Genomic DNA, 25,009 nt, shown 5'->3' with positions numbered 1-25,009 from the left:
TCGGTGACCGCCGTCACTGACCAGGACCACACCGAGCACCCCGAGCACCCCGAACATCCCGAGCACACCGGGCACACCGAGCATCCCGAGCAGGGCGGGCAAGCCGGGCCTTCGACCGAGCACACCGCGTACTCCGGGAACCGGTCCGCCTCCTCCGGGAGCGCGCCGGTGGCCGGACGGCGCGCGGAGGCCGCGCGGCCGGGGCGCGCCGAGGACGACCGGTCCGGTGCGGACGACGCCTCCGGCGGCGCGGGCGGCACGTCCGGCGACGGCACCGGGCGGCGGACCGGGGACCGCTCCCCGGGCGTGAACGCAGACGCGGGCACGGGCCCGAGCGCGAGCGCGGGTGCGGGCAAGGCGGAGGGCACGGGCTCCGGCGCGGGCGGTGCGGGCGACGGCGATCCCTGGGACGACGGGCTGATCGCGCGGCGCGCCGAGGAGAACCCCGGCCACGCGCCGTACGGCCTCACCCAGACCCGCCCTCCGGCGCAGCAGCTCATCACCCCGCTCTCGTACGACCCGCCGCTGCGCTCCCGACTGGAGGCGCTGCGCGAGCTGGTGGGCCTCTCCCGCACCCGCCTGGACAACCACACCCTCGCCGAGGCGGGCCGGGTGCTCGACGAGGCCGCCGCGCGGCGCCGGCTCTCCGGGCAGCACACCGTCGTCGCCATCGCCGGCGCCACCGGCAGCGGCAAGTCGCAGCTGTTCAACGCGCTCGCCGGAGTCGCCATCTCCGAGACCGGTGTCCGCCGCCCCACCACCGCCGCGCCCATCGCGTGCAGCTGGAGCGACGGCGCGGCCGGTCTCATCGAACGCCTCGGCATCCCGCCCCGCCTGCGCCGGCGCCCGCTCCAGTCGGGACCGGACGTGGACGAGCAGCTGCGCGGCCTGGTCCTGATCGACCTTCCCGACCACGACTCGGCCGCGGTGCAGCACCGCGAGCAGGTGGACCGCGTGCTGCGCCTGGTCGACGCGGTGATCTGGGTCGTCGACCCCGAGAAGTACGCCGACGCCGTACTGCACGAGCGCTATCTGCGGCCCATGGCGGCCCACGCCGAGGTCATGTTCGTCGTGCTCAACCAGATCGACCGGCTGCCCGGCGAGGCCGCCGAGCAGGTCCTGGACGATCTGCGGCGGCTGCTCGACGAGGACGGCATCGCGCTCGGCGAGTACGGCGAGCCCGGGGCGACCGTGCTGGCGCTGTCCGCGCTGACCGGCGACGGAGTCGGGGAGCTGCGCGACGCGCTCGCGCAGTTCGTCGCCGAGCGCGCCGCCCCGTCCCGCCGGATCGCCGCGGACGTGGACATCGCTGCGGCCCGGCTGTGGCCCGTCTACGCCGCCCGCCGCCGGGTCGGACTGAGCGAGGAGGCGCGGGAGGAGTTCTCCGCCCGGCTCGCCGATGCGGTGGGCGCCACCGCGGCGGGCGAGGCCGCGGAACGCGCCTGGCTGCGCAACGCCAACCGCGCCTGCGACACGCCCTGGCTGCGGCTGTGGCGCTGGTGCCAGGAACGCCGGGAACCCGCCACCGGCCGGCAGGTCGTGCGGCCGCAGCCCGACGAGGAGGCCACCGCGCGGCAGCGGGTCGAGCAGGCGGTGCGCACGGTGGCGGACCGGGCCTCGGCCGGGCTGCCGGCGCCCTGGGCCCAGGCGGTGCGGGAGGCGGCCGCGCGCGGTGCCCAAGGTCTGCCCGAGGCGCTGGACGAGCTGGCCGTACGGGCCGGACTGCCGCCCGGGAGACCGCCCCGGCCCGGCTGGTGGCCGGTCGCGGTGCTGGCCCAGGCGTCGATGACGATCCTGCAGTTCGTGGGCGGGCTGTGGCTGCTGGGCCAGATCATCGGGGTGATGTCGCCGAACCTCGGGGTCCCGGTGCTGCTGATGATGATCGGCATCATCGGCGGGCCGCTGATCGAGTGGAGCTGCAAGATGGCCGCCCGGGGGCCCGCACGGAGATACGGGATGGAGGCCGAGAGACGGTTGCGGGAGGCGGCCGCAGGCTGCGGCCGGGCCCGCGTCCTGGATCCGGTGGCGGCGGAGCTGCTGCGGTACCGGGAGGTACGGGAGCGGTTCGCGCGGGTCGCGGGGGTGGCGGCCGGGACCGGGGGGAGATGAGGGGGGGGACCGCGTCGCCCGTTCGGGTGACGGCGTTGTCCACAGGCCGGTCGTGGTCCACAGGGCTCAGCGGGCCCGGCCCGGCGGAGGCAGTCTGACTGCGCGGCGACGGTTGCGGCGGATGCGGCGACCGTCGCGGCGGACGCTTCCGTACGGGACGGGCCCGTACGCGTATCCGCCCGGCGTCCAGTGGCGACCGGGTGAGGGAGGGAGACGCGATGAACGAGACGATGGTCTGTGCGGTGGGCAATGTGGCGACGCAGCCGGTGCACCGGGAGCTGTCCTCCGGAGAGTCGACCAGGTTCCGGCTGGCGGTCACCTCCCGGTACTGGGACCGGGAGAAGGGCACCTGGGCCGACGGGCACACCAACTTCTTCACCGTCTGGGCCAATCGGCAGCTCGCCGCCAACGCTGCCGCCTCGCTGGCGGTGGGCGACCCCGTGATCGTGCAGGGCCGGCTCAAGGTGCGCACCGAGCTGCGGGAGGGACAGCAGGGCTGGCTGTCGGCGGACATCGACGCGGTGGCGATCGGCCACGATCTCACCCGCGGCACATCCGCCTTCCAGCGCAGGCAGCGCACCGAACAGCCCGCAGGCACCCCGTCCCAGGACCGTCCCGAACCCAGCCGGGAGACCAGCCGCGACGCTTCGGCGCCCTCCGGCGCGGACGCCCGGCCGAGGCAACGACAGCCCCAGCCCGCGGCCGTGACATGACGTCAGCTGCGGAGGGGCTCCTCCGGTCGCCCCCTGAGATGCCCGACCTGACCGAACTACGGCTTATCTGCCCACGAGGCGATAACGATTGCGAGTCGGATCAGCCCTCCGACGGGATCACCGGCCGGCGCGTCGCGACGCGTCCTTAGGATGCCGAAATGGCTCCTGGGGTTCAGGGGGCCGCTGATTCTGCTGGTGGGACCGTCCCCCACGTGCAACGGGTCCCGCTCGGAAGGGAAATCGGTGTTTGCTTCGTTCTCCGCGTCGTCCGCGCGTGGGCGCGGGACGGCCCGCCTCGCCGCCGGGACTCTGGTGGCCGGTCTCGTCGCCGGCCTGCTGACCGGGGCCGGCACGGCCAGAGCGGCCGGCGGCGGAACGGAGCCGGGCCAGGGCGGGGCGACCGCGACCATCGCCGGACTGAAGACATACGGCACGGCCGTGATACGCGGAGCCGCGCAGGAGCAGCAGATCCCCGCCGGGCTGTTCGAGATGTCCGTCGAGGGCGGCGGCACCCTGCAGACGTACTGCATCGACATCCACACCCCCACCCAGCAGGACGCCCGGTACCGCGAGACCCCGTGGAGCGGGACCTCGCTGGCCACCAACGACAACGCCGGCCGGATCCGCTGGATCCTGCACCACTCCTACCCCCAGGTGAACGACCTCGCGGCGCTCGCCGAGAAGGCGGGCGTCAAGGGCCGGCTCACCGAGCAGGACGCGGCGGCGGGCACCCAGGTGGCGATCTGGCGCTACTCCGACGACGTGGACGTCGAGGCCGTCGACCCGCAGGCCGAACAGCTCGCGGACTACCTGGAGAAGAACGCCCGCGACCAGCCGGAGCCGAGGGCGTCCCTGACCCTGGACCCGCCCGCGGTCTCCGGCCGGCCCGGCGAGAAGCTGGGCCCGGTCACCGTCCGCACCAACGCCTCCAGCGTCACGGTCGCACCGCTCACCGGGACGGCCACCGGCGAGGTGCGGGTCGTCGACCAGGACGGCAAGCCGGTCACCAGCGCCACCGACGGCAGCCGGCTGTACTTCGACGTCCCCGAGGACGCACCGGCCGACACCGCCCGGCTCACCGTGCACGCCTCGACCACGGTGCCGGTCGGCCGGGCCTTCGCCTCGGAGAGCCGCAGCCAGACGCAGATCCTGGCGGGCTCCAGCGAGTCGGCGGTCTCCGCGACCGCCGCGGTGTCCTGGTCCGGGCAGGGCGCGGTGCCGGCGGTGTCCGCCCGCGAGAACTGCGCCAAGGGCGGCGTGGACGTCACCGTCACCAACCCCGGCGACACGCCGTTCACCATCGAGATGACGGGACTGAGGTACACCATCGGGGCGCGGGAGTCCCGCACGGTGACCGTCCCGCTCAGCGAGGACCAGGCCTACGACTTCACCGTCAGCGGCCCCGGGGGCTTCGCCGAGCGCTTCACCGGCCACCTCGACTGCCGCACCCGCGCGGCGGAGCTGGGCACCACCACCCAGACCCTCAGCGACCCCAGCCCCACCCCCGTGATCACCCCGGACGACACCAACCTGGCCGCCACCGGCGCCTCCGACGCCACCGCCTGGATCGCCGGCTCCGCCATCACCCTGGCCCTCCTCGGCGGCGCAGGCCTGCTCCTCGCCCGCCGGCGCAGCTGACCCACTGAGCCGCGGCAAGGCACCGGACGCGGCGTCCGGGTGACTGTTCAGGGGCAGCGGCCGGGCGTGCCCGACAGCAGGCGGAGGGCGCGCGGCGGCGCTCAGTGACCGCTGACGGCGCATCGGGCCGTGCGGGCGCGTGCCGGATGCACCGCGTGGTGGTCGAGTGCGGCGTGCGGGTCGGCCCCGACGGGGGTGTGGTCCGTGTGGACGGTGGCGGCGGTCAGCCGGGGGACGGCGTGCATCAGGGCGTGCTCGGCGGCCACCGCGATCCGGTGGGCCTCGACCACGGTCAGCCGTGCGTCGACGACGATCTCGGCCTCGGCGCGCAGGACATGACCGATCCACCGCATCCGCACCGCACCGGTGCCCAGCACGCCCTCCACACCGCGCAAGGCGGCGTGGGCGGCGGCGACCAGCTCAGGGTCCACGGAGTCCATCAGGCGCCGGCAGACCTCGCGGGCGGCGTCCTTGAGGACCATCAGGATGGCGACGGTGATGAGCAGTCCGACGACCGGGTCGGCGGCACGCCAGCCGAGTGCCGTGCCTCCCGCACCGAGCAGCACCGCGAGCGAGGTGAAGCCGTCGGTGCGGGCGTGCAGCCCGTCGGCGACCAGGGCCGCGGAGCCGATGCGGCGGCCGGTGCGGATCCGGTAGCGGGCCACCCACTCGTTGCCGATGAACCCGACCAGCGCCGCACCGGAGACCGACCACAGGTGAGTGATCTCGCGGGGGTGGAGCAGGCGGTCGACGGCCGCCCAGGCGGCCAGGACGGCGGACGCGGCGATGGTCGCCACGATGAGGACGCCCGCCAGGTCCTCCGCCCGGCCGTAGCCGTAGGTGTAGCGGCGGTTGGCGGCCCGCCGGCCGAGGAGGAACGCGATCCCCAGCGGGACGGCGGTCAGCGCGTCGGCGGCGTTGTGGACGGTGTCCCCGAGCAGGGCCACCGACCCGGACAGGGCGACGATCACGGCCTGCACGACGGTGGTGGCCGCCAGGACGGCCAGCGAGATCCACAGCGTGCGCATGCCCTCACGGGAGGTCTCCATCGCCGCGTCCACCTTGTCGGCGGCCTCGTGGCTGTGCGGCGTGACCAGATGCCCGAGCCGGTGCCGGAACCGCTTCAGCCGGGAGGCACCGGCCCCCTGTCCGGTCTCCGCGCCCCCGTGCCCGTGCGGACGACCGTGACCCGGTCCAGAAACGTGATCATGAACGTGGCCGTGACGGTGATCGTGACCGTGGTCGTGATGCCAGTGCTGCTTCCCGTCCATGCGGCTCACCGTGGCACAGGAACCCGATTGCAGCCACAACCGTCGTACACCGCCTGACCAGGTGCGATGCGCTCGCAACAGCCGCCTTGGGGCAGCTGCCGCCGACGGCGGCGAACCCCCGGTCCGCCGCTCGGCCGACCTCGCGGGCACCGCGAACGAAGGCGCCCGTCAGGCGGCCCCGTGCCGCCTGGCGACACCGCATACCTCCGCTGCGTCGCCCGGCCGCTCCAGCAGCATCGTCCCGGCCTCGCGCCCCTCATGGCGGATGCGCAGGCGAGAACCCTCACTGATCAGACGCGACTCCGCCTGTGACCATGCCGTGGCCGGATCGCTCCCTTGTGCGGCTTTCGCGTGCGTGTCACACAGTCAGGGCGGGGTGGTCTGGCGGAGGGGGCGCTGCATGTCCATGTCGGGTGGGGAGTCGGTTGCACCGTCGGACTGGGCGATCAAGCGGTTCGGGAAGCTGGCCGGCAGGGTCGCTGCGGCGGTTCCGGTGCAACTGGCCAAGGCGCACGCGAAGGCTCACGCCACGCATCTCACGGCCGGGCTGAAGAAGCGGAGCCCGTACGGGGCCACGCTCGCGGAGGCTGTGCGCGAGAACCTGGCGGACATGGCTCGGGAGCTGGGGGAATCCGTGCGCGATGTACGCGGGTACGAGTACGCGGTGATCAATGAGCACGCACTCTTCCCCTATAGGTACGCGGACAGGCCGAGGCCTCTCGATCGTGCTCGGCTGCCCTCCAAGGCATCCCCCACGCGCCAACGGCTGCTCCGGGCGCACGGGCCGCAGCCGCCCGAGGGGCTGTTCGAGCTCGACGACGACCTGACGACGGAGGAGTACCTGGAGTTGCACGAGGCGTTCGAGGAACTGGGGGCCTCGACGCAACTCGTCTGCGTGTTCTTCACAGCCGACGTGGAGAGCGGCATCCACGTCATCCACTGGGGAGAAGCGCACCTCGAACCGGACCGCACGTTCACCTGGCCCCACAGCGAACAGCTCCCCCTCGCTGCCGTCCCGCTGGAGTGATCGCAAGGCCGTGCCTGCCCGCTCAGGGAGAGTCGGCTGATTCCTGGGCCGTCCCTGGGGCGTCCGACGCCCCCCGAGGCCACCCGACGACGACCGACAGTGACAGACGCGCCACCGCCACCACCGGCGAAGCCCCAGGTCAGAGGCCCCCGACCCCATGGGTTTCCGCCCAGGCCTGGCCGTACGGCAAGATGGGGTGTATCTGCCCACTGCCTGATTTCAAGCTGCCGGACGGTTTCTCTTGGCTGAGTTCATTTACACCATGCGCAAGGCGCGCAAAGCGCACGGCGACAAGGTGATCCTCGACGACGTCACACTGAACTTCCTCCCCGGAGCGAAGATCGGCGTCGTCGGCCCGAACGGCGCCGGTAAGTCGACCGTTCTGAAGATCATGGCTGGGCTGGAGCAGCCGTCGAACGGTGACGCGTTCCTCTCGCCCGGGTACAGCGTCGGCATCCTGCTGCAGGAGCCGCCGCTGAACGAGGAGAAGACCGTCCTGGAGAACGTCCAGGAGGGTGTCGCCGAGATCAAGGGCAAGCTCGACCGGTTCAACGAGATCGCCGAGCAGATGGCGACCGACTACTCCGACGCGCTCCTCGAGGAGATGGGGAAGCTGCAGGAGGAGCTGGACCACGCGGGCGCCTGGGACCTCGACGCGCAGCTCGAGCAGGCCATGGACGCGCTCGGCTGCCCGCCCGGCGACTGGCCCGTCACCAACCTCTCCGGTGGTGAGCGGCGCCGTGTCGCGCTGTGCAAGCTGCTGCTCGAGCAGCCCGACCTGCTGCTGCTCGACGAGCCCACCAACCACCTCGACGCCGAGTCGGTGAACTGGCTGGAGCAGCACCTCGCCAAGTACGAGGGCACCGTCGTGGCCATCACCCACGACCGGTACTTCCTGGACAACGTCGCCGAGTGGATCCTCGAGCTCGACCGCGGCCGTGCCTACCCCTACCAGGGCAACTACTCCACCTACCTGGAGACCAAGGCGGCCCGTCTGAAGGTCGAGGGCCAGAAGGACGCCAAGCGGCAGAAGCGCCTGAAGGAAGAGCTGGAGTGGGTCCGCTCCAACGCCAAGGGGCGGCAGGCCAAGTCCAAGGCGCGTCTGGCGCGTTACGAGGAGATGGCCGCCGAGGCGGAGAAGATGCGGAAGCTGGACTTCGAGGAGATCCAGATTCCGCCGGGGCCGCGTCTGGGCAACGTGGTCGTCGAGGTCAGCCACCTCCACAAGGCCTTCGGCGACAAGGTCCTCATCGACGACCTCAGCTTCACCCTGCCGCGCAACGGCATCGTCGGTGTGATCGGCCCCAACGGTGCGGGCAAGACGACCCTGTTCAAGATGATCCAGGGCATCGAGCAGCCCGACTCCGGCACCATCAAGGTCGGCGAGACCGTCAAGATCTCCTACGTCGACCAGAGCCGCGAGAGCATCGACCCCGACAAGACGCTGTGGGAGGTCGTCTCCGACGGGCTCGACTACATCAACGTCGGCCAGGTCGAGATGCCGAGCCGGGCGTACGTGTCCGCGTTCGGCTTCAAGGGACCGGACCAGCAGAAGCCGGCCGGGGTGCTCTCCGGCGGTGAGCGCAACCGGCTGAACCTGGCGCTCACCCTGAAGCAGGGCGGCAACCTGCTGCTCCTCGACGAGCCCACCAACGACCTGGACGTCGAGACCCTCTCCAGCCTGGAGAACGCGCTGCTCGAGTTCCCGGGCTGCGCCGTGGTGGTCTCCCACGACCGGTGGTTCCTGGACCGCATCGCCACGCACATCCTCGCCTACGAGGGTGACTCCAAGTGGTTCTGGTTCGAGGGCAACTTCGAGTCCTACGAGAAGAACAAGATCGAGCGGCTGGGTCCGGACGCCGCGCGTCCGCACCGGGCCACCTACAAGAAGCTGACCCGGAGCTGATCGAATCTTGCGGCACATCTACCGCTGCCCGCTGCGCTGGGCGGACATGGACGCGTACGGACACGTCAACAACGTCGTCTTCCTCCGCTACCTGGAGGAGGCCCGTATCGACTTCCTGTTCCGCCCGGACAAGGATTTCCAGCAGGGGTCCGTGGTGGCGCGCCATGAGATCGACTACAAGCGGCAGCTCGTGCACCGGCACCACCCGGTGGACGTCGAGCTGTGGGTCACGGAGATACGGGCGGCGTCCTTCACCATCGCCTACGAGGTGAAGGACGACGACCAGATCTATGTCAGGGCGTCGACCGTGATCGTGCCGTTCGACTTCGAGGCGCAGCGGCCACGCCGGATCACGGCCGAGGAGCGGGAGTTCCTCGAGCAGTACAGGGACGAGCCGACCGGGTCCGCCGGTTCGGCGAAGGACGACGACGCCGAGGAGGAGGCCGTCGCCGCATGACGGTGCTCCACCTGGCCGACGAGGGGGAGGCGGCAGATCTCGCCGCCTTCCTCTCCCGGCTGCTCCACTACGACCGTTCGGCGGCCGTGCGGATGCAGTCGGCCGGGACCGCGCTGGCCGTCTTCGGCCGGCCGCCGTCCTTCGAGGTGCTCGCGGTCCGCGCGGTGCGGCTCGCCAAGCCGTACGAGGACGGGCTCGAGGTCACCCTCGACCGCACCGTCTCCGCCGGTGAGCTGCTGGAGTCGGTGGACGAGGCCGCGGCCACGGCGACCGTGCCCGCCGCGGTCACCGGCCCGCCCTGGGCCGGGGTGCTGCCTCCGCGCGGCGGCTGGCGGCCCGAGCCGGGACTGCCGGAGCCGGAGGAACTGCGTGGCCTGGTCGCCGCCGCGGTCGCGGAGTTCAAGTCCCGCACGGCCGGGCTGCCGCCCGAGGGGCGCACCCGGGCCGGACTCGACCGGATCGGGCGGGAGATCTGGTCCCGCACGGTCGGCGACACCGCCCTGCCGGTGCGGGCGGTGCACGCGGCGCAGGCGCTGGGCTTCCTGCGCGGCACGGAGATCGGGTTGTTCTCCTCCGGCGCGTGGCTGCGGCTGCGCACCCCCTACGGATCCGTCGCCGTACGGCGGTCGGGGCTGGGCGCGCTGGACGTCAGCGTGCGCTGAGGCGCGGCGAGTTCAGTCCGTCCGGCTGTCGTCCGGGCGCACCGCGATGTGGTCGGACTCCAGCTCCAGTGCGACGCGGTCGCGCATGTCGAGGGCACGGGTGTACTCGGCGGGCAGCTGAAGGCGGCCCGCGCGGTCCAGCATCGCGTACTCCCTCGCCACCACCTTCTCGTCGCCGGTCACCTCGTCCACCTCGCTGCGGCGCAGCACCTCGGTGGAGGTGCGGCCGTCGCGGATGGCGACGGTGCGGCGCACCTCGTTCGCCACCGCCTGGTCGTGGGTGACGATCACGATGGTGGTGCCGAGCCGCTCGTTGGCGGTGCGGAAGGCGGCGAAGATCTGCTCGGCGGTGTGCGAGTCGAGCTCACCGGTCGGCTCGTCGGCGAGCAGCACCGCCGGGTCGTTGGCAAGGGCCACGGCGATGGCGACCCGCTGCTGCTGGCCGCCGGACATCTCGTGCGGGCGCCGGTCGCGGCAGTCGGCCACCTCCAGCATCTCCAGCAGCTCCATCACGCGTTCCGCGCGGGCGCGGCGGGCGGCTCGGCCACCCCAGCGGCCGCCTCCGGAGCCACGGCCCAGGATCCGGCCCGCGCCCTTTCCGGCGCCCTTCCCGGCGTCCCCCTCGCCCTCCGCGCCCTCCGCGCCCTTCGCGCCGCGCAGCTGGAGCGGCAGGGCGACGTTCTGGGCCGAGGTGAGATACGGAAGCAGGTTGCGTGCGGTCTGCTGCCAGACGAAGCCGACGACCTCGCGCCGGTAGGCGAGCCGGTCCCGGGCATTCATGGTGAGCAGGTCGCGCCCGGCCACCCGGGCCGCGCCGGCCGTGGGGACGTCGAGACCGGCGAGGATGTTCATCAGGGTGGACTTGCCGCTGCCGGACGCGCCGACCAGCGCCATCAGCTCCCCCTCGCGGACCAGCAGGTCGAGACCCTGCAGGGCCTGCACCTCCACGCCGTCCGCGGTGAAGACCCGGACCAGCCGGTCGCAGGTGATGAGCGCGTCGTGGCCGAAGGCGGGCCGGTCGCGGTCGGCCGTGACGCGCCGGGTCAGGTCGTCCAGCGTGGGGTTCGTGGTCATCGGGGACCTCCTCCTCCGGATGCGGTCGCGCGGTGTCGTGGCGGCCACGGAGTCATCGGGCATCGCCCGCTCTCAGCTCCCGTACCGAGCCGCGGCGGCTGGTCCACCAGGCCTGCGCCACCGAGATGCCGACCGTGAGCGCCAGCACGGCCAGCGCCGGCACCAGCAGCGACAGCGGGTCGACGGGCAGCGTGGCACCGCCGGGCGGGGAGACGGACGAGGGAACGGCGACGGCGGTCAGATCGATGCCGGGGGCGAGCAGCCGGATGGTGGCCCAGGCGGTGAGCATGCCGCCCAGCGCGGCGAGCAGCGCCTGCGGCAGCGACTCCAGGACGAGGAGCCGGCGTCCCTGGGCGCGGGTCAGGCCCATGGTGCGCAGCCGGCCCAGCAGCGCGGCCCGTTCGGGGGCGGCCCGCACCAGGGTCAGCAGCAGGGCGAGGACGGCGTAACCGGCGCCGGCCGCCACGGCCGCGGTGTAGACGCGTTCGGCGCCGGACTGCAGGGGCGAGTCGACGTATCCGGCGCGCTCCTCGGCGCGGGTCCGCACGGTGGGCCCGCTGCCCGCCGCTTTGCGCAGGGCGGCCGGGTCGGGGGAGCCGGTGGCCAGCAGCGCGGTGGTCCGGGCGGCCCGCGCCGACAGCGCGGAGCGGTCCACCACCAGGAACGCCGCTCCCGCCACGGCCGGGGTGCGGTCCCGCACCTGGGTGATCCGTACGGTGACGTCGCTGCCGTCCTCCATGCGGACCGGGAAGGGGCGGGTGCCGTAGCGCTCGGCCACGTCGGGGGAGGCGAGGGCGGGCACGGGGGTCTGCTCGTCGGGCGTGCCCGCTGTCCTGAGCGCCCGGTGGTCGAACGGGCCGACGCCGGTGTGCCGGGCGAGTGCCGCGTAGCCGGCCGGGTCGACACCGGCCACGGGGACCGACCGTTCGCCGCCCAGGGGGCGGGCGTTGTAGGAGATGGCGGCGGCGGTCACCTGCTCGACGCCGGGCACGCGGCGGATCCTGTCGGGCATGGCGGCGGGCAGCGCGTGCAGGGACTCGACGCGGGCGTCGGCGCCGACGGCGAGTACGGCCGCCCGTTCCCGCGCCTCGGCCACGCCGCTGAGCACCGAACCCCCGAACGCGGCCGTGGTCAGCGCGGTGAGCAGCGCGAGCAGCGGCAGCACCGCCGAGCCGGAGGCGCGGGCCGCGCGGGCCAGGGACAGCGGCCCGACCACACCCCGCAGCTGCCGGGCCGGGCGGGCGAGACCGCGCAGCGGCAGCGGGTACAGCCGCACCAGCACGAAGGAGGCGATCACCGCGACCAGCACCGGGGCCGGCGACACCAGCTGGTCGCCGGCGGCGTCGGGTCCGCCGGAGGTGCCCCGGGTGCGCAGCGCCACCACGGCGCCCACCGCCAGGGCGAGCAGGGTGAGTTCGGCGACGGTCCGGCGGCGGGAGGGTCGGGCGGTGGTGGCGTCCTGGCGGCCGGTGTGGACGCGGACGGTGCGGTGCGCGGCGGCGGCCCGCAGCGGCAGGGCGAGGCAGGCGAGCGCGGCGACGGCCGCGGCGGCCGCCAGCGAGTGGCCCGGCCTGGCCCCGGGCAGCAGCAGCCACGCGGCGGCCAGCCCCGCCCCGGCCGCGGGCAGCGCGATCACGGCCGTCTCGGCCAGCAGCCGACCGGCGATGCCGCGCAGGGAGCCCCCGCGGGCCCGGAGCAGGGTGAGTTCCGCGTGCCGCCGTCCTGCCGCGAGGCCGCCCGCCATCAGCAGCACCACGGCGGCCACGGTGCCGGTGCCGAAGGCGGCGACGGCGACCATGGGGCCGATGGCGGCACGCATCCGGGCGTACTCGGCGAGCACCTCGTCCAGCTCGGTACTGGTGGCGACCTCCGGCGCGGTGGCCTCACGGACCCGCTGCTGGGCGGGGCCGGACTCCAGGGAGGCCACCGCGGTCCGCAGCCGGCCGACCTCGTGGGCGTGCAGGCCGCCGAGGGAGGGCGCCAGTCCCCAGTAGCGCCAGGGTTCCAGCGGGGTGCCGAGCAGCGCGGGGGCCGCGTCGGGCGGCAGCAGCACGGTGCCCTTCCAGTACTGCCGCATCTCCGGGTCGCCGGACAGGACGGTCAGGACCGGGGTGCGCAGCAGCGGATCGGCCGACCAGTACCCGCCCTCCGGGGCGCGGGGCTCCACGATGCCGGTGATCCGCACCTTCAGCGGCGGACGTTCCAGGCCCGGGAAGCTCAGGACGGAACCCACCTCGATGCGCAGGGCGCGGGCGGTGTCGGCGGTGACGGCGCCCTCGACGGAGGCGGTGCCGGCGGTCACCCGTCCCGACGCCCTGGGCAGCCGGCCCTCGCGCAGCCGGGAGTGGCTGTCGAGCCCGCTCTGGGCGGCGAGGGACAGCCGGGCGGGCAGTCCGTCCGGGCGGGGCAGCCAGGGCTCGGACATCTCCGCCTCGTCACCGGTCTTCACGCCGTGGGCGGACCGCTCCGCGTCGACCGGAAGGTGACGGCGAGTCAGATCGAGGATCCTCGCCCGGTGGGTGTCGAGGGCGTCGCCGCGCAGCGCCGCCTCGCGCTCCGCGGGGGAGGCGGAGAAGTCGGGCTGCGGTGCCGTCACCCACAGGGTGACCCGGTCGGCGCTCGCCGACTCCACGGCCCGGCGCAGCCCGGCGTCCCCGTACCGGTCGACGGCGCGGGGCAGCGCGGCGGCCAGGAACGCGGTCACCGCCACCAGCAGCGCCAGTGCCAGCGCGGCTCCGGGCGCGGATCGCAGCCGGGTCCGCACCCAGGGCGCGACCGGAGCGGGCGGTCGGGACGTGCCGGGCACCTCACTCGCCTCCCTGTTCCCGCAGGGCCGAGGCCGGGTCCGCGCGGCGCAGCGAGAGCACGGCCGTGACCAGCAGCGGCACCAGCGCGACCGTCACCAGCAGCAGCGCCACCCGGGCGGGCGGCAGCTCCACCAGCACCTGCGGCACCGGCCGGGCCGCCTCGGACGTCAGCATGATCAGCGGGATCACGGCCCGCGCCAGCACGGCCCCGAGCAGCACCCCCACGCCCAGCGCCAGGGCGACCAGCACCCCGTGCTCCAGCAGCACCACCCGGGCGAGACGCCGCCGGGAGGCGCCCAGGGCGCGCAGCACCGCGAACTCCGCCGACCGCTCCCGCAGCGCCCCCGCGGTGCTCACCGCGAAACCGACCGCGGTCAGCGCCGCGGCCGCGAGTGCCGCCGCGCCGAACGCCGCCTCGGGACCGGCGCCGAACGGGTCGTCGCGCAGCTGAGCGGCGATCTCGTCGCGCACCACCACCCGGGACGGGTCGACGTCCGGCCGCGCCCGCAGCGCCCCCGCCACCTCCGCGGAGGCGTCCGGCGCGGTCCGCAGCCACCACTCGGTGGGCGCCACCGACGAGCCGTAGCGGTCCTGCAGGACCCGGTTGACCGACCGCAGGTCGAGGAGCAGGGCACCGCCGTCGTCCGCCCCGCCGGACGGCGCCGACGGCAGCTCCCGCACCGTGCCGGTGATCCGCACCGGCACGGTGGAGCCGTCGACGGTGACGTCCAGCCGCTGCCCGGTGCGGGCGCCGGTCGACTCCAGGTAGCGGTCCGTGGCCACACCGCTGATCACCGGCGTCCCCGGCTGCGGCAACTGCATCCGGACGGTGACCATCCAGTTCGCCCAGCGGTTCTCCCGGGGGATGCGGCCGGTGCCGTAGACGAGGGTCAGCGGGCCGTCCTCGGTGAGGCGGGGCCGGGGCGGATTGCTGCCGGCGTCTGCGGCGGTGCCGCTGGTCTTCGCCGACAGCGCCCAGGCGGCCGACGCCGAGGGGAGCGTCAGGCGCCGGTCCCGGCCGTCGGCGTCCGTGGCGGTCAGCGAGGCGGCGGTGAAGCGGTGGGTCTGGGCCCGGCCGCGCGGCTGGGGCAGGTCGAGCTGGAGCCCGGTCAGCGTCATGGGGCCCGGTGTGCCCTCGGAGGCGGCGGCGAGGTCCAGGGTGAGCGGGTGGGTGCGCCCGTCGCCGGTGAGCCGGCCGAGCGGCAGCCGGTGGGGGACGCCGTACTGGTCGACGAGCGTGGCCCGCACCTCCACCGCCGAGCCCGGCCCGGCGCCCGCCAGCCGCGCGGCCAGGGTCAGCCGTCGGGTGCCCTCGGGGATCCGCACGCCGGCGGCCGCACCCTTCGGGGTGAGCGAGCCGAGCAGCTCGTCCACCGGCTCACCGGCCAGGTCGGAGCGCATCCGCACGGTCCCGGCCGCGTGTGCGGTGTCCAGTGCCAGCACCGTCGCCGTGCGGTTGCCCGACAGCGGCACCTCGGTGCGGTGTGCGGGGGCGACGGACCGGACGCCCGGCACGGCACCGTAGGTCTCGGTACGGCCCGGCTCGCTGTCGCCCGCGGCCAGGAGCCGCACGTCGGCGCCGGCCCGGAAGTCCGCCTGGTCGCTCTGCGAGCGGTCCCAGGAGGAGCCCTGGCCGATCGCCAGCATGCCCAGCGCCACCGCCAGCACCAGCAGCAGCACCGGCCCCGCGCCCCGCATCGGGCGGCGGCTGAACTGCCAGCCCGCCAGCGCTCCCGGCAGCCCGCGGCTGCCGGCCGCCCGCCGCTCGGCCAGCCGTGCCACCGGCGGCAGCAGCCGCAGCGTCAGCACGGTCCCGGCGAGCAGCGCCAGCGCGGGCGCGGTCACCAGCAACGGGTCGATGGCGTCGCCGTCGTGGCCGATCGCACCCGACGGCTGCCGGCTCAGCTGCCAGTACGCCACGGCGGCCACCGCCAGCAGCCCCAGGTCCGCCCCGGCGCGCACCGCACCGGGGAGCGGGCGGGCCCGGCCGGGCCGGAACAGCGACCGGGACGACAGCAGCGCGGGCACCGTGACGGCGAGCGCGCAGCCCAGCGCCACCGCCGCCGCCACCAGCCACACCGTGCCGCGCCCGGCCGCCTCGCCGACCGAGGTGTCCAGGTGCAGCCCGATCCGGGCCAGCGCGCCCTGCCCGGCGAGCAGCCCGGTCAGCGGGCCCGCGAGCAGCGGGGCGCAGGCCGCCGCGGGCACGGCGAGGAGCAGCGCCTCCAGCGCGGCGACCCGTGCCACCTGGGCGCCGGAACCGCCCCGCGCCCGCACCAGCCGGGTCTCGGCCGCCCGCTCGGCGCTCAGCAGCCGGGCCACCAGCAGCAGGGTGCACGCGGCGAGCAGGGCCAGCTGCAACGCGATGATCAGCAGGGTGGAACGGGAGACCAGCAGCGAGCGCTCCACCCGGTCGAGCACGCCGGGCAGCGCGCTGGTGGCCTCCGCGCCGCCCAGTGCCTCGTCCTCGCGCAGAGCGGCGGTGCCGGCCCGCATCGCCTCGCGCAGCGCGCCGATCCGCTCGGTGCGCAGCGAGGCGAAGTCGGCCGCGGCCAGCCAGGCCGTGCCGCCCTCGCTGACCCGGCCACCGGCGAGCACGGACGCCGGGGCGAGCAGCGGGCCGTAGGTGGTGAAGTCGACCTCGACGGTGCCGCGCCCGTGCAGCTCGTCCAGCTGCCAGTAGGGGCGGGTGACGTCCACCGGCCGGTACACGCCGGTGATCCGCACCGGCACCGAGGGGCCGCCCAGCCGGTCGGTGAGAGTCAGGCGGGCGCCCGCCGTCAGGCCGAGGGGGCCGGCGGCGGCCTCGGGCAGCGCGGCCTCGACCGGCCCGGAGCCGGCGGTGGCACGCGGCGACCGGCCCTCGGTGATCCGCACCTGGGCCGGGTCGAGCGCCGCGAAGTGGGTGAGGTTGGGGTCGTCGTCCGCGGCGCCGGGGTCGTCGTCCGCGGCGCGCTCCGGCGAGCTGTCCCCGCTGCCGTCCGGGGTGCGCTCGTCGGCGGGCCGCAGTGAGCGGGGGAGGGCGTAGGGGCCGGAGCGGCTCAGGCTGCTCAGGGTCACGGGCAGGCCGTCGAAGGCCCGCCGGGCACCCTCGCGGACGGCCGGCTCGGCCGCGGCGCGCTCCTTGGCCGGTACGTCGGACTCGACGACGAGCGTGGTTCCGGCGGCGTTCCGCTCGTCGCCGAGCGCGTGGCGCAGGGCGGCGTCGCCGATGGCGGCGGAGTAGGCGGTGAGGGAGGCCAGGACCGTGGTGGTCAGCAGCACGGTGAGCAGGGCCGCGGCGAGCAGCGGCCGATGGGCCCGTGCCCGTGCGAGGACGAACCTCGCCAGTCCCCCCGCGCTGCCCACCCGAGCCCCCCGCTCGTGCCGATCCCGCCCCTGTTGTCCAGACCTTCGGGCGATGGTGTCAGAGACAACCGGCCAGCGGTAAGCGCTTGTCGCCCGGACTTGACCAGATCGTGATCGAATACCGGCGAGGAGTGACCGGATTCCGCACGACGGGGGCGGCCGGTGCGGGGCTCACCCTGGCCACGGGGACGGGGATGCCGGGGGGCTCAGTCCGGGGTGTTGATCATCGAGGCCGCGGCGTACGTGAGGTACTTCCACAGCGTCTGCTCGTGCTCCTCGGACAGGCCCAGCTCGTCCAGAGCGGCCCGCATGTGCTTCAGCCAGGCGTCGTGCGCCGCCCGGTCGACCCGGAACGGGGCGTGCCGCATCCGCAGCCGCGGATGCCCCCGGTTCTCGCTGTACGTCGTCGGGCCGCCCCAGTACTGCATGAGGAACAGCGCCAGGCGCTCCTCGGCGGGGCCCAGGTCCTCCTCGGGGTACATGGGCCGCAGCAGCGGGTCCTCGGCCACACCCTGGTAGAAACGGTGGACCAGCCGGCGGAAGGTCTCCTCCCCGCCGACCTGCTCGTAGAAGGTCTGCTCCTGAAGCGTGCCGCGCCGAATCTCTGTCACGCCGTCCATGCTCTCAGACCGAGCGGGTTAGGACTCAAGACCTAGGTCCGCCCCCCGAGGGGCCTCCCCGCCCCTACTGTGGAGACATGGGCGGGTATGGGCAGGCGGTGCGGCCGGAGCTGGAGGAGATGGCGGTCCCGGAGCGCGAGGCGCTGGTGCGGGAGATCGCCGCGAGCGGGGCCTTCGACGAGGACCCCGTCTGGCGCGAGGTCTTCGCGGCCGTGCCCCGGCATCGGTTCGTGCCGTCCTACTACGTCGGCACGTCCGGGGGCTACGAGCGGCGCAGCTGCGACGACCCCGATCCGCAGGCGCGCGAGCAGTGGCTGCGCGGCGCCTACCAGGACACCCCGCTGGGCCTCGTCCTGCGCGACGGGGAACTGCTCTCCTCCAGCAGCCAGCCCTCCCTGATGGCGCTGATGCTGGCCGCCCTCGGTGTCCGGGACGGCGACCGGGTGCTGGAGATCGGCACCGGCAGCGGCTACAACGCCGCCCTGCTCGCCCACCGGCTCGGCGACCACGACCTGGTCACCACCGTCGACCTCGACCCGGAGATCACCGAGCCGGCCCGCCGCAATCTGGCCGCCGCCGGCTACCACCCGGCCGTCGTCACCGGCGACGGGGCCCTCGGCGTTCCCGACCGGGCACCCTTCGACCGGATCATCGCGACCTGCGCCCTGCCCTCCGTCCCGCCCGCCTGGCTCGAGCAGACCCGCCCCGGAGGCCGCATCCTCGCCCCCTATGCCACCGGAGTCGTGTCACTCACCGTGCAGGAGGCGGGCCGGGCCGAGGGCCGCTTCCTGCACACCCCCGCCTACTTCGTCCCGCTGCGCGGCGCGGCCGGGTCCCGGCCGGAGCCGCCCGATCCGGACGGACTGCCGGAGGAGGCCGCACGGCACGAACCGTTCCGCTTCCTGCTGGCGCTGACCGCGGGCAGCCTCGATCCCCGCGAGGCCTACGCGGTGTGGGAACGCGCGGAGAGGCCGCAGCGCGAACGCTACGGCCTCACCGTGGACGGCGACGGGACCCGGGCCTGGCTGGACGACCCGGACGGTCCCGACGTCTGGCCGCTCGACCCCGCCGGCCGGACCGCCTGAGCGGGCAGGGGCGGCTCCCGCCGACGTGCGGCGCGCCGACGTGCGGCCCGCCTACGTGCGGCGAATGGTGATCGTCGTCCAGGCGCCCACGTGCACCCGGTCCCCGTCCTGGAGCGGGACCGGGACGAAGGGCTGGATGGGCTCCTCGCCGCCGTTGACCGTGGTGCCGTTGGTGGAGTTCTGGTCCACGACCGCCCAGCTGCCGTCCGGCTGCTGGACCAGCACCGCGTGCTGGTGCGAGACGCCTGGGTCCTCCGGCGGGGTCGACAGGTCGATGTCCGGCGTGTCGCCGGTGGAGTGGCGGCGGCGTCCGATGGTGACCTGGTTGCCGGTGAGCGGACGGGTCTGCTCCGGCGAGTAGGCGGGCAGGTTCAGGCCCGCGGCCTCGGGACCGGAGCGCTGCATCATCGCCATGAAGTACTCACGGTCGGGACCGATGATCGCCGTCCAGGTGCCCTGGCCCTGGTTGTTGTTCTGCTGCTGGCCGTATCCGCCGGGGCCCTGCGGCGCCTGGCCCGCGCCGGGCTGCGGGTAGCCGTAACCGCCGCCCTGCTGCTGGCCGGGGCCGCCGGCGGGCGGGGAGATCACCCAGTCGTCGTCACCGCCGCCGTAGGACGGGCCGCCCTGCGGACCACCCTGCGGACCGCCCGGCTGCTGCCGGCCGGTGTCCTGCTGCGGGTATCCGGGCGGGGCCGAGGGCCCGGCCTGGTAGCCCTGCGGAGCACCGGGGCCGCCGGGACCGCCGGGACCGCTCGGGCCGCCGGGGCCACCCGGGCCGCCGTACCCGGGCGGGCCGGGCGGGATCGGCTCGGCGGGACGGTTCACCTGCGAGGGGCGAGAACCCTGGTAGTCGTACGAGTCGCCGCCTCCGTAGGAGGGGGCGGGGGGCTGCTGGTAGTGGCCGCCGCCGGGGCCGCCCGGGCCGGGGGCCGGCGGGCGCGGGGCGGGCGGGGTGTACGTGGTCGCCGTGTTCGTCAGGAAGTTCCAGCGGCACTCCTCACAGAACGGCGCACCGCCCTCACGCGGCGTACGGCACTGCGGGCACAGCTCGGGCTGGCCACCGCCGTAACCGCCGGGGCCGCCAGGACCACCGGGGCCGCCGGGGCCGCCGGGGCCGCCGGGGCCACCGTGGCCCTGGGGGCCGCCGGGCGGCGGGAAGCCGTAACCGCCGGGAGCGGGCGGCGGAGGAGGGGGCGGAGGCACGGCACCCGCCATGCGGTGACCGCAGACCTCGCACCAGTCGTCGGAACCCGACTGGTGTCCGTTCGGGCAGGTCGGCATGTCGGCGCTTCCCCCTCTCCTTCCCGGCCGCATCCGACCGGACGTCTCCAACCCCAAGGGGGTCAGGCTCTTCACTTACAGGTACGTACAGGCACCTTCGGGTGCTTGCAGGTCACTTCTTTACACGAACGGTCTTGGTGGACCGAGTCTCGAGCGTCATCTCGTCGGCCTCCTCGACCTTCGCCTTCAGTCGCACAGTACCGGTCGCGGCGTCCACCACGTCCACCACCTTCGCAAGCAGTTTCGCAGTATCCGCGTTGCCGGACGCGCTCGCCAACTGAACCGCACGGCCCAGTTTGGCCGTTGCTCCGTCGAAATCGCCCGCTTTGCGCAGATCAAGTCCCTGCTGGATGACCTGTGCCAGTTCGGCCTGTCCCGTGTAGTGCGCGACCTGCGGATTGATGGCGGTCGACGCGGCCACGTCGTCGGTCCACACCGCCCGCACCAGACCCTGGGCGCCGAGGTTCTCCACCGTGCCGTCGGGCCGCGGAATCACCAGCGACACGCGGGCGGCGAGCATCTCCTGGCCGAGGCCGGCGGGCGGCACCTCGACACAGATGTGGTAGTCGCGGGACTCGTCGCCCCAGGAGCCCAGCGGGTAGTCGCCGGCCCGCGGTCCCGCCTCGGTGCGGCGATCGGTGAGCTCCTCCACCGTCGGGGCCACCTGCTTGACGAATCTCACAGTGGTGCCCACCGGGGTCCACAGCCGCAGGGAGACGTCCGCCACCTCCTTGCCCATCGCCGCCTCCATCATCTGTGTGAAGTCCGCGGCGAGTCCGGCCGGATCGGCGACGATGTCGGCGGTGCCGAGCAACGCCGAGGCGATCCCTGTGACTTCTTTCACTTCCCAGTCGGTGCCGACCCCGCGCGCGTCGCAGGTGAAGCGCCCGGCGCAGGCGTCGAGGGCCGCCCTCAGATCCTCGGGCGACTCGTGCTCGTTGCGGCCGTCGGTGAGCAGGATGCCGTGCCGGATCGCCACGTCCGCCGACGCGAGCAGCGTGTCGGCCAGCCGCAGCCAGGTGCCGATCGCCGTGCCGCCGCCCGCGCTCAGCCTGCGCAGCGCCTGCTTGGCCTGGTCGCGGGTGGCGGCGCCGGCCACGGCCAGCCGCCCGCCGCCGGGGTAGACCTCCTTGGCCACATGGGTGCCACCGACCACCGCGAAGTGGACGCCGTCGCGCAGCGCGTCGATCGCGGCGGCCGTGGCGTCCCGGGCGTTGCGCATCTTGGTCGGCGGGTAGTCCATCGACCCCGAGCAGTCGACCATCAGCACCACCGCGGCCGACGGGCCCTCGCCCGGCGAGTACAGATGCGGCGCCGTCACCGCGTTGCCGATGGTGCCGCCGCCGGTCGCGGTCACCGTGACGACGGCGTCGACCTGCCCGGCCCCCTCGGGCAGGTACTCGTTCTGGTACACATCCACCGAGAACCGGGGCACGTTCGATTTCGAAAGATTGGCCATGCCAGCTTCGATCCCCCTCAATGCCCCCGCGCGGCGCGGGCGGCGTCGGACCACGGACCGGTCCCCTCCGGCCCGTTGATACTTCCCCGCTTCAGACCCGCGCTACGCGGCGAGTGCCCGGCCGGTACGCGGCCTCTCAGGCCGATCCTGCCCCCGTCGCGGCGGCCGGGAACGGCACCACGGCCACTGTTACGTTGTCGTGGCCCCCGCCGTCGAGGGCGTGACCGACCAGCACCCGGGCGCTGTGCAGCGGGCGCAGATGGGCGTCGGCGGGCACCACCTCGGCCATCTCCTCCGCCGACTCCGCGTAGTTCCACAGACCGTCGGTGCAGACCACGACCAGGCCCGGCCGGTCGGGTTTGAACGAGGCGGTGTGCGGCTCCAGTTCGTAGGCGTCCGCGCCCAGCCATCCGGTGATCGCGTGCGCGCGCTGGTCGGCGTAGGCCTCGGCCTCGCCCATCAGGCCCGCGGCGACCATCTGCGCGGCCCAGGAGTCGTCCTCGGTGAGCCGGGCCGGCGGGGCGGAGCGGTCCACCGGGACCCAGTAGGCGCGGCTGTCGCCGACCCAGCCGACGATCAGCAGCGCGTCGGTGACCACGGTGCCGACGATGGTGCAGGCCGGGGCGTTCTGGTGCGGCGCGTGCTCCCGGGCGGTGGCGGGCTCGCCGGCGAGCGCGTTGACCGCGTCCGAGGCGGCCAGGATCGCGTCGTGCATCGCCTGCTGCGGGTGGGTGCCGCGGGGCAGGGCCGCGAGCAGCGACTCGCTCGCCGCGCGGCCGGCGGCCAGCGAGGCCTCGTCCGGACGGGTCGCCGAGGAGACGCCGTCGCAGACGATCGCCACGGAGGCGGGGGAGCCGTCGGGCAGCGTGGTGGTGCCGATCGCGAAGGCGTCCTCGTTGCGGTGGTGGCGCAGGCCACGGTCGCTGACCGCGGCCACGGGGCCGCATTCCTGTTCCATGTGGTCCCGTTCGCGCGGCTGGGCGTGGCCGCAGTTCTCGCAGTAGCCGTCGTCGTCCACCCGTCCGGCGCGGCAGGCCACGCACACGGTACCGCTCTCCGCCTCCGCGGTCTCGGCCGCGGCGGTGCTCGGTGCCGGATCGGGCCGGGGAGCGGCCCGCACCGGTTCGGCGGCGGCCACCCGGGGGTCCGGAGCCTGCAGCGGGTAGTCCTCGGGCTGCGCGGGCCGGTAGACGCCGCCACCGGGAGCCTGCTGCGGCCGGGACGCGTCCGCGGCCGGGGAGGCAGGGGAGGGCTGCGCACCCTGCCGGCCCGCCGCGGGGGCGGTCTGCGGCGCGGGGTGTCCTGCTGTCCGTGATGTGGACCGGGCCGCGGGCTGTGCCGCTGCGGTCTGCGGTGCGGCCGGGGGCGCGGCGGGCGGTGCCGCCGGGGGTGCGGTGGGTGGCGGAGGCGGTGCCGTGGGTGCGGCCTGCTGCGCCCGCCGGTCCAGGCGCACGCCGGACGGACGGGCGGCGGGGGCTGCCTGGGCGGGCGGCACGGCGGGGCTGCCCGTACCCGCCGGCGCGGCGCCCTGCTGCCCGGCGGCGGGGAACGGCGCTGCGGAACCCTCCGTGGCGCCGTGGCCCGCCGCGTCCGGCCGGTGGGTCTCGCTGGACGCGGGCGTGCCGGGGGAGCCGGGCGCGGCCGGCCAGGACGGCGCGGCGGGCGGCGCGGGCGGGGGCGGCGGGAAGCCGCCCTCCGGCGGGCTCGGCTGCGGCACGGAGCCGTTCATGGCGATCGTGGGCTGGTCCTGAGGCCGTGCGGGGACGGCGGACAGGTCATAACCGCAGGCACCGCAGAAACGATCACCCGCCTCGAGGGGTTCCTCGCAGCTCGGGCACTTCGACAGAGCGGCCTGCTGAGGCATCTGCGACATCAACTACACCCACGTCCGGGGGCGGTAACGGTTGGCACGTTCCACCAGGTCGATCCTCTCCTCACCGCTCCGCGCCAGCCGGGCCAGCATGCGGTACGAACGCTCCAGACCGAAGCGCAGGCCCCGCTCGTCCAGCCCGCTGCCGAGCAGCGTCCGTCCCCCTGCGCGGGAGAGAACGGAACCCTGGCCCCCGGAGAGTACCCAGTCCAGCGCGCACCCGAGGACCTCGGCCGCCAACTGCTCCCGGCGCGCCGGATCCAGGCCGTACGCCTCCAGCGCCTCGACCTGACCTGCGGCGGCGGTCAGGTCGTCGAGGAACCGTACGTCACCGGGCGCCGCGGTGCGGCCGCGCAGCCGCGCCCGCACGGCCGCCACGCGCGCGGCCGTGTAGTGGATGGACGACTCCGGCACCGACTCCAGCGTCCGGACCGCGGCGGCCCGGTCGCCGGTGGCCAGCTGGACCCGGGCGAGACCGAACGCCGCGCTCACATGGCTCGGATCGGTCGCCCACACCAGGCGGTAGTACTCGGCGGCGTTGTCCAGCTGCCCCAGCACCTCGGCGCACAGCGCCAGCGCCAGCTTGGGCGCGATCTCGCCGGGAAAGGCGTCGTAGATCGCGTCGAAGGCGAGCGCTGCGGCCTCGAAGTCCCCGGTGACCAGGGAGGCGAGACCCCGGTACCAGACCACCCGCCAGTCGTCCGGGTGCTGCTCCTCCAGGGTGCGCAGCGTCTCCAGGGCGGTGCCCGGGTCCCCGGCCTCCAGCCAGGCCCGCACCTGCCTCAGCCGGGTCTCGGCCGACGGGGAGGGCGCCGCGGCCAGCGCGTTGATCAGCTCGCCGCCGGGCGCGGAGGTCAGCAGGCCGGCCAGGAACCCGGCGTTGGGGTCGGACGGGTCGACGTGCGGCACGGGCAGGGCCAGCGCGGCGGCCGGAGTGCTGACGGGACGGACCAGGGCCGCGCCGGCCGGCGCGGGGGCGATGGCGGGTGCGCCCCCGGGAGCCGGGGCCGCGGTGGCGGAAGGAGCAGGGGCGGGGGCGGGCGTGGTGCCCGGCTGGGTGCCCCGGCTGGGCGCCGCCTTGGCCCGCTTGCGGGTGCGCACCGGGCGGGCGCCCAGGGCGGAGACCTCACCGGCCGGCTCCGGGAACAGATCCGTGTCGGTGACGCGGAGTTCCGGCCCGAACAGGGTGGACAGCGAGGGGCGCGCCCGGCCCGACTGGAGCGAGACGACCTCGCGCAGCACACCGGTCAGCTGCTCGCTCATCTCCTGCGCGGAGGCGAACCGGCGCGCCGGGTCCGGATCGGTGGCGCGGACCAGCAGCCGGTAGAACGACTCGTACCGCCGGAACACCTCGATGCTGTCCGGGTCGGGCAGCGAGTCCACGTAGACGCTGGTGTAGCCCTGGAAGTCGAAGGTGAGCACGGCCAGCGTCCGGGCGACGGTGTACAGGTCCGAGGCCACCGAGGGGCCGCTCTCGGCGACCTCGGGCGCCTGGTAGCCGACCGTGCCGTAGATGGCCGACTCGTCGTCGTCCATGCGGCGCACCGCGCCCATGTCGATCAGCTTCAGCTGATCCTCGCTCTGGATCGCGTTGTCGACCTTGAAGTCGCAGTACAGAAGGTTTCTGCTGTGCAGATGCCCGAGCGCCTCGAGGGCCTCGATGCCGTACGCGCAGGCCTGCT

General features: G+C 74.7%; 17 protein-coding genes. 8 read left to right on the top strand and 9 right to left on the bottom strand.

Features of this window, described 5'->3' with window-relative positions:
- Positions 1–3 precede the first annotated feature (3 nt).
- The 3 genes from HCJ93_RS29940 to HCJ93_RS25590 all read left to right on the top strand — a co-directional run bounded on the left by HCJ93_RS29940 (position 4) and on the right by HCJ93_RS25590 (position 4,460).
- On the top strand, positions 4–2,109 hold the full coding sequence (locus HCJ93_RS29940; protein ID WP_167998182.1) for a YfjP family GTPase: 2,106 nt from the start codon (positions 4–6) through the stop codon (positions 2,107–2,109).
- A 218-nt stretch (positions 2,110–2,327) separates the two neighbouring features.
- Positions 2,328–2,822 (top strand): single-stranded DNA-binding protein, encoded by a 495-nt coding sequence (locus tag HCJ93_RS25595; RefSeq protein WP_167998181.1) that lies wholly within the window; start codon positions 2,328–2,330, stop codon positions 2,820–2,822.
- A gap of 243 nt (positions 2,823–3,065) precedes the next feature.
- Positions 3,066–4,460, top strand: a complete 1,395-nt coding sequence (locus HCJ93_RS25590) for a Cys-Gln thioester bond-forming surface protein (RefSeq protein WP_167998180.1) — start codon at positions 3,066–3,068, stop codon at positions 4,458–4,460.
- Positions 4,461–4,561: 101 nt separating this feature from the next.
- Here the strand turns inward: HCJ93_RS25590 and HCJ93_RS25585 are convergent, their stop codons facing one another.
- Positions 4,562–5,731, bottom strand: a complete 1,170-nt coding sequence (locus HCJ93_RS25585) for a cation diffusion facilitator family transporter (protein WP_167998179.1) — start codon at positions 5,729–5,731, stop codon at positions 4,562–4,564.
- A gap of 400 nt (positions 5,732–6,131) precedes the next feature.
- Here HCJ93_RS25585 and HCJ93_RS25580 point away from each other — a divergent pair, with 400 nt between their 5' ends.
- From HCJ93_RS25580 to HCJ93_RS25565, 4 genes are all read left to right on the top strand, one after another.
- On the top strand, positions 6,132–6,758 hold the full coding sequence (locus tag HCJ93_RS25580) for a hypothetical protein (RefSeq protein WP_167998178.1): 627 nt from the start codon (positions 6,132–6,134) through the stop codon (positions 6,756–6,758).
- A gap of 241 nt (positions 6,759–6,999) precedes the next feature.
- Positions 7,000–8,664, top strand: coding sequence for an energy-dependent translational throttle protein EttA (gene ettA, locus HCJ93_RS25575; RefSeq protein ID WP_167998177.1), 1,665 nt, complete (start codon positions 7,000–7,002; stop codon positions 8,662–8,664).
- Positions 8,665–8,671: 7 nt separating this feature from the next.
- Entirely contained in the window at positions 8,672–9,121 is a 450-nt protein-coding gene (locus HCJ93_RS25570) for an acyl-CoA thioesterase (RefSeq protein WP_167998176.1), read from the top strand.
- Positions 9,118–9,783, top strand: a complete 666-nt coding sequence (locus tag HCJ93_RS25565; RefSeq protein ID WP_167998175.1) for a DUF8185 domain-containing protein — start codon at positions 9,118–9,120, stop codon at positions 9,781–9,783. Before HCJ93_RS25570 ends, HCJ93_RS25565 begins: the two co-directional genes overlap by 4 nt.
- Before the next feature lie 12 nt (positions 9,784–9,795).
- Here the strand turns inward: HCJ93_RS25565 and HCJ93_RS25560 are convergent, their stop codons facing one another.
- From HCJ93_RS25560 to HCJ93_RS25545, 4 genes are all read right to left on the bottom strand, one after another.
- Positions 9,796–10,857 (bottom strand): ABC transporter ATP-binding protein, encoded by a 1,062-nt coding sequence (locus tag HCJ93_RS25560; RefSeq protein WP_167998174.1) that lies wholly within the window; start codon positions 10,855–10,857, stop codon positions 9,796–9,798.
- Positions 10,858–10,909: 52 nt separating this feature from the next.
- Positions 10,910–13,663 (bottom strand): ABC transporter permease, encoded by a 2,754-nt coding sequence (locus tag HCJ93_RS25555; protein ID WP_167998173.1) that lies wholly within the window; start codon positions 13,661–13,663, stop codon positions 10,910–10,912.
- A gap of 1 nt (position 13,664) precedes the next feature.
- A complete protein-coding gene (locus HCJ93_RS25550; protein WP_309141503.1) occupies positions 13,665–17,012 on the bottom strand; it encodes an ABC transporter permease in 3,348 nt (1,115 codons plus the stop codon).
- Positions 17,013–17,218: 206 nt separating this feature from the next.
- Entirely contained in the window at positions 17,219–17,632 is a 414-nt protein-coding gene (locus HCJ93_RS25545; protein WP_167998172.1) for a globin, read from the bottom strand.
- A 77-nt stretch (positions 17,633–17,709) separates the two neighbouring features.
- Between HCJ93_RS25545 and HCJ93_RS25540 the strand changes: the two genes are divergently transcribed.
- On the top strand, positions 17,710–18,717 hold the full coding sequence (locus HCJ93_RS25540; RefSeq protein ID WP_167998171.1) for a methyltransferase domain-containing protein: 1,008 nt from the start codon (positions 17,710–17,712) through the stop codon (positions 18,715–18,717).
- Between the two features lie 51 nt (positions 18,718–18,768).
- Here HCJ93_RS25540 and HCJ93_RS25535 read toward each other — a convergent pair whose 3' ends face one another.
- The 4 genes from HCJ93_RS25535 to HCJ93_RS25520 form a co-directional block, all read right to left on the bottom strand.
- Complete coding sequence (locus HCJ93_RS25535; protein WP_167998170.1) at positions 18,769–19,998, bottom strand: FHA domain-containing protein; 1,230 nt, start codon at positions 19,996–19,998, stop codon at positions 18,769–18,771.
- Between the two features lie 112 nt (positions 19,999–20,110).
- A complete protein-coding gene (locus HCJ93_RS25530; protein ID WP_167998169.1) occupies positions 20,111–21,457 on the bottom strand; it encodes a vWA domain-containing protein in 1,347 nt (448 codons plus the stop codon).
- Between the two features lie 136 nt (positions 21,458–21,593).
- Positions 21,594–23,330, bottom strand: coding sequence for a PP2C family protein-serine/threonine phosphatase (locus HCJ93_RS25525; protein ID WP_167998168.1), 1,737 nt, complete (start codon positions 23,328–23,330; stop codon positions 21,594–21,596).
- Between the two features lie 3 nt (positions 23,331–23,333).
- Positions 23,334–25,009: tetratricopeptide repeat protein (locus tag HCJ93_RS25520; protein ID WP_167998167.1), on the bottom strand; the 1,676-nt coding region annotated here is incomplete at its 5' end.

It is taken from the genome of Streptomyces composti (assembly GCF_012034205.1).
GTDB classification, from domain to species: Bacteria; Actinomycetota; Actinomycetes; order Streptomycetales; family Streptomycetaceae; genus Streptomyces; species Streptomyces composti.
Note: the sequence above shows the minus strand (reverse complement) of the source record. Positions and strands in the feature narration are given on the sequence as shown.

Bases quoted from the DNA above. Each gene is read 5' to 3' on its own strand.
- HCJ93_RS25560 (WP_167998174.1), bottom strand. From the start codon at position 10,857: ATGACCACGAACCCCACGCTGGACGACCTGACCCGGCGCGTCACGGCC.
- HCJ93_RS25565 (WP_167998175.1), top strand. From the start codon at position 9,118: ATGACGGTGCTCCACCTGGCCGACGAGGGGGAGGCGGCAGATCTCGCC.
- HCJ93_RS25595 (WP_167998181.1), top strand. From the start codon at position 2,328: ATGAACGAGACGATGGTCTGTGCGGTGGGCAATGTGGCGACGCAGCCG.
- HCJ93_RS25535 (WP_167998170.1), bottom strand. From the start codon at position 19,998: ATGCCGACCTGCCCGAACGGACACCAGTCGGGTTCCGACGACTGGTGC.
- HCJ93_RS25525 (WP_167998168.1), bottom strand. From the start codon at position 23,330: ATGTCGCAGATGCCTCAGCAGGCCGCTCTGTCGAAGTGCCCGAGCTGC.
- HCJ93_RS25585 (WP_167998179.1), bottom strand. From the start codon at position 5,731: ATGGACGGGAAGCAGCACTGGCATCACGACCACGGTCACGATCACCGT.
- HCJ93_RS25530 (WP_167998169.1), bottom strand. From the start codon at position 21,457: ATGGCCAATCTTTCGAAATCGAACGTGCCCCGGTTCTCGGTGGATGTG.
- HCJ93_RS25580 (WP_167998178.1), top strand. From the start codon at position 6,132: ATGTCCATGTCGGGTGGGGAGTCGGTTGCACCGTCGGACTGGGCGATC.
- HCJ93_RS25545 (WP_167998172.1), bottom strand. From the start codon at position 17,632: ATGGACGGCGTGACAGAGATTCGGCGCGGCACGCTTCAGGAGCAGACC.
- HCJ93_RS25540 (WP_167998171.1), top strand. From the start codon at position 17,710: ATGGGCGGGTATGGGCAGGCGGTGCGGCCGGAGCTGGAGGAGATGGCG.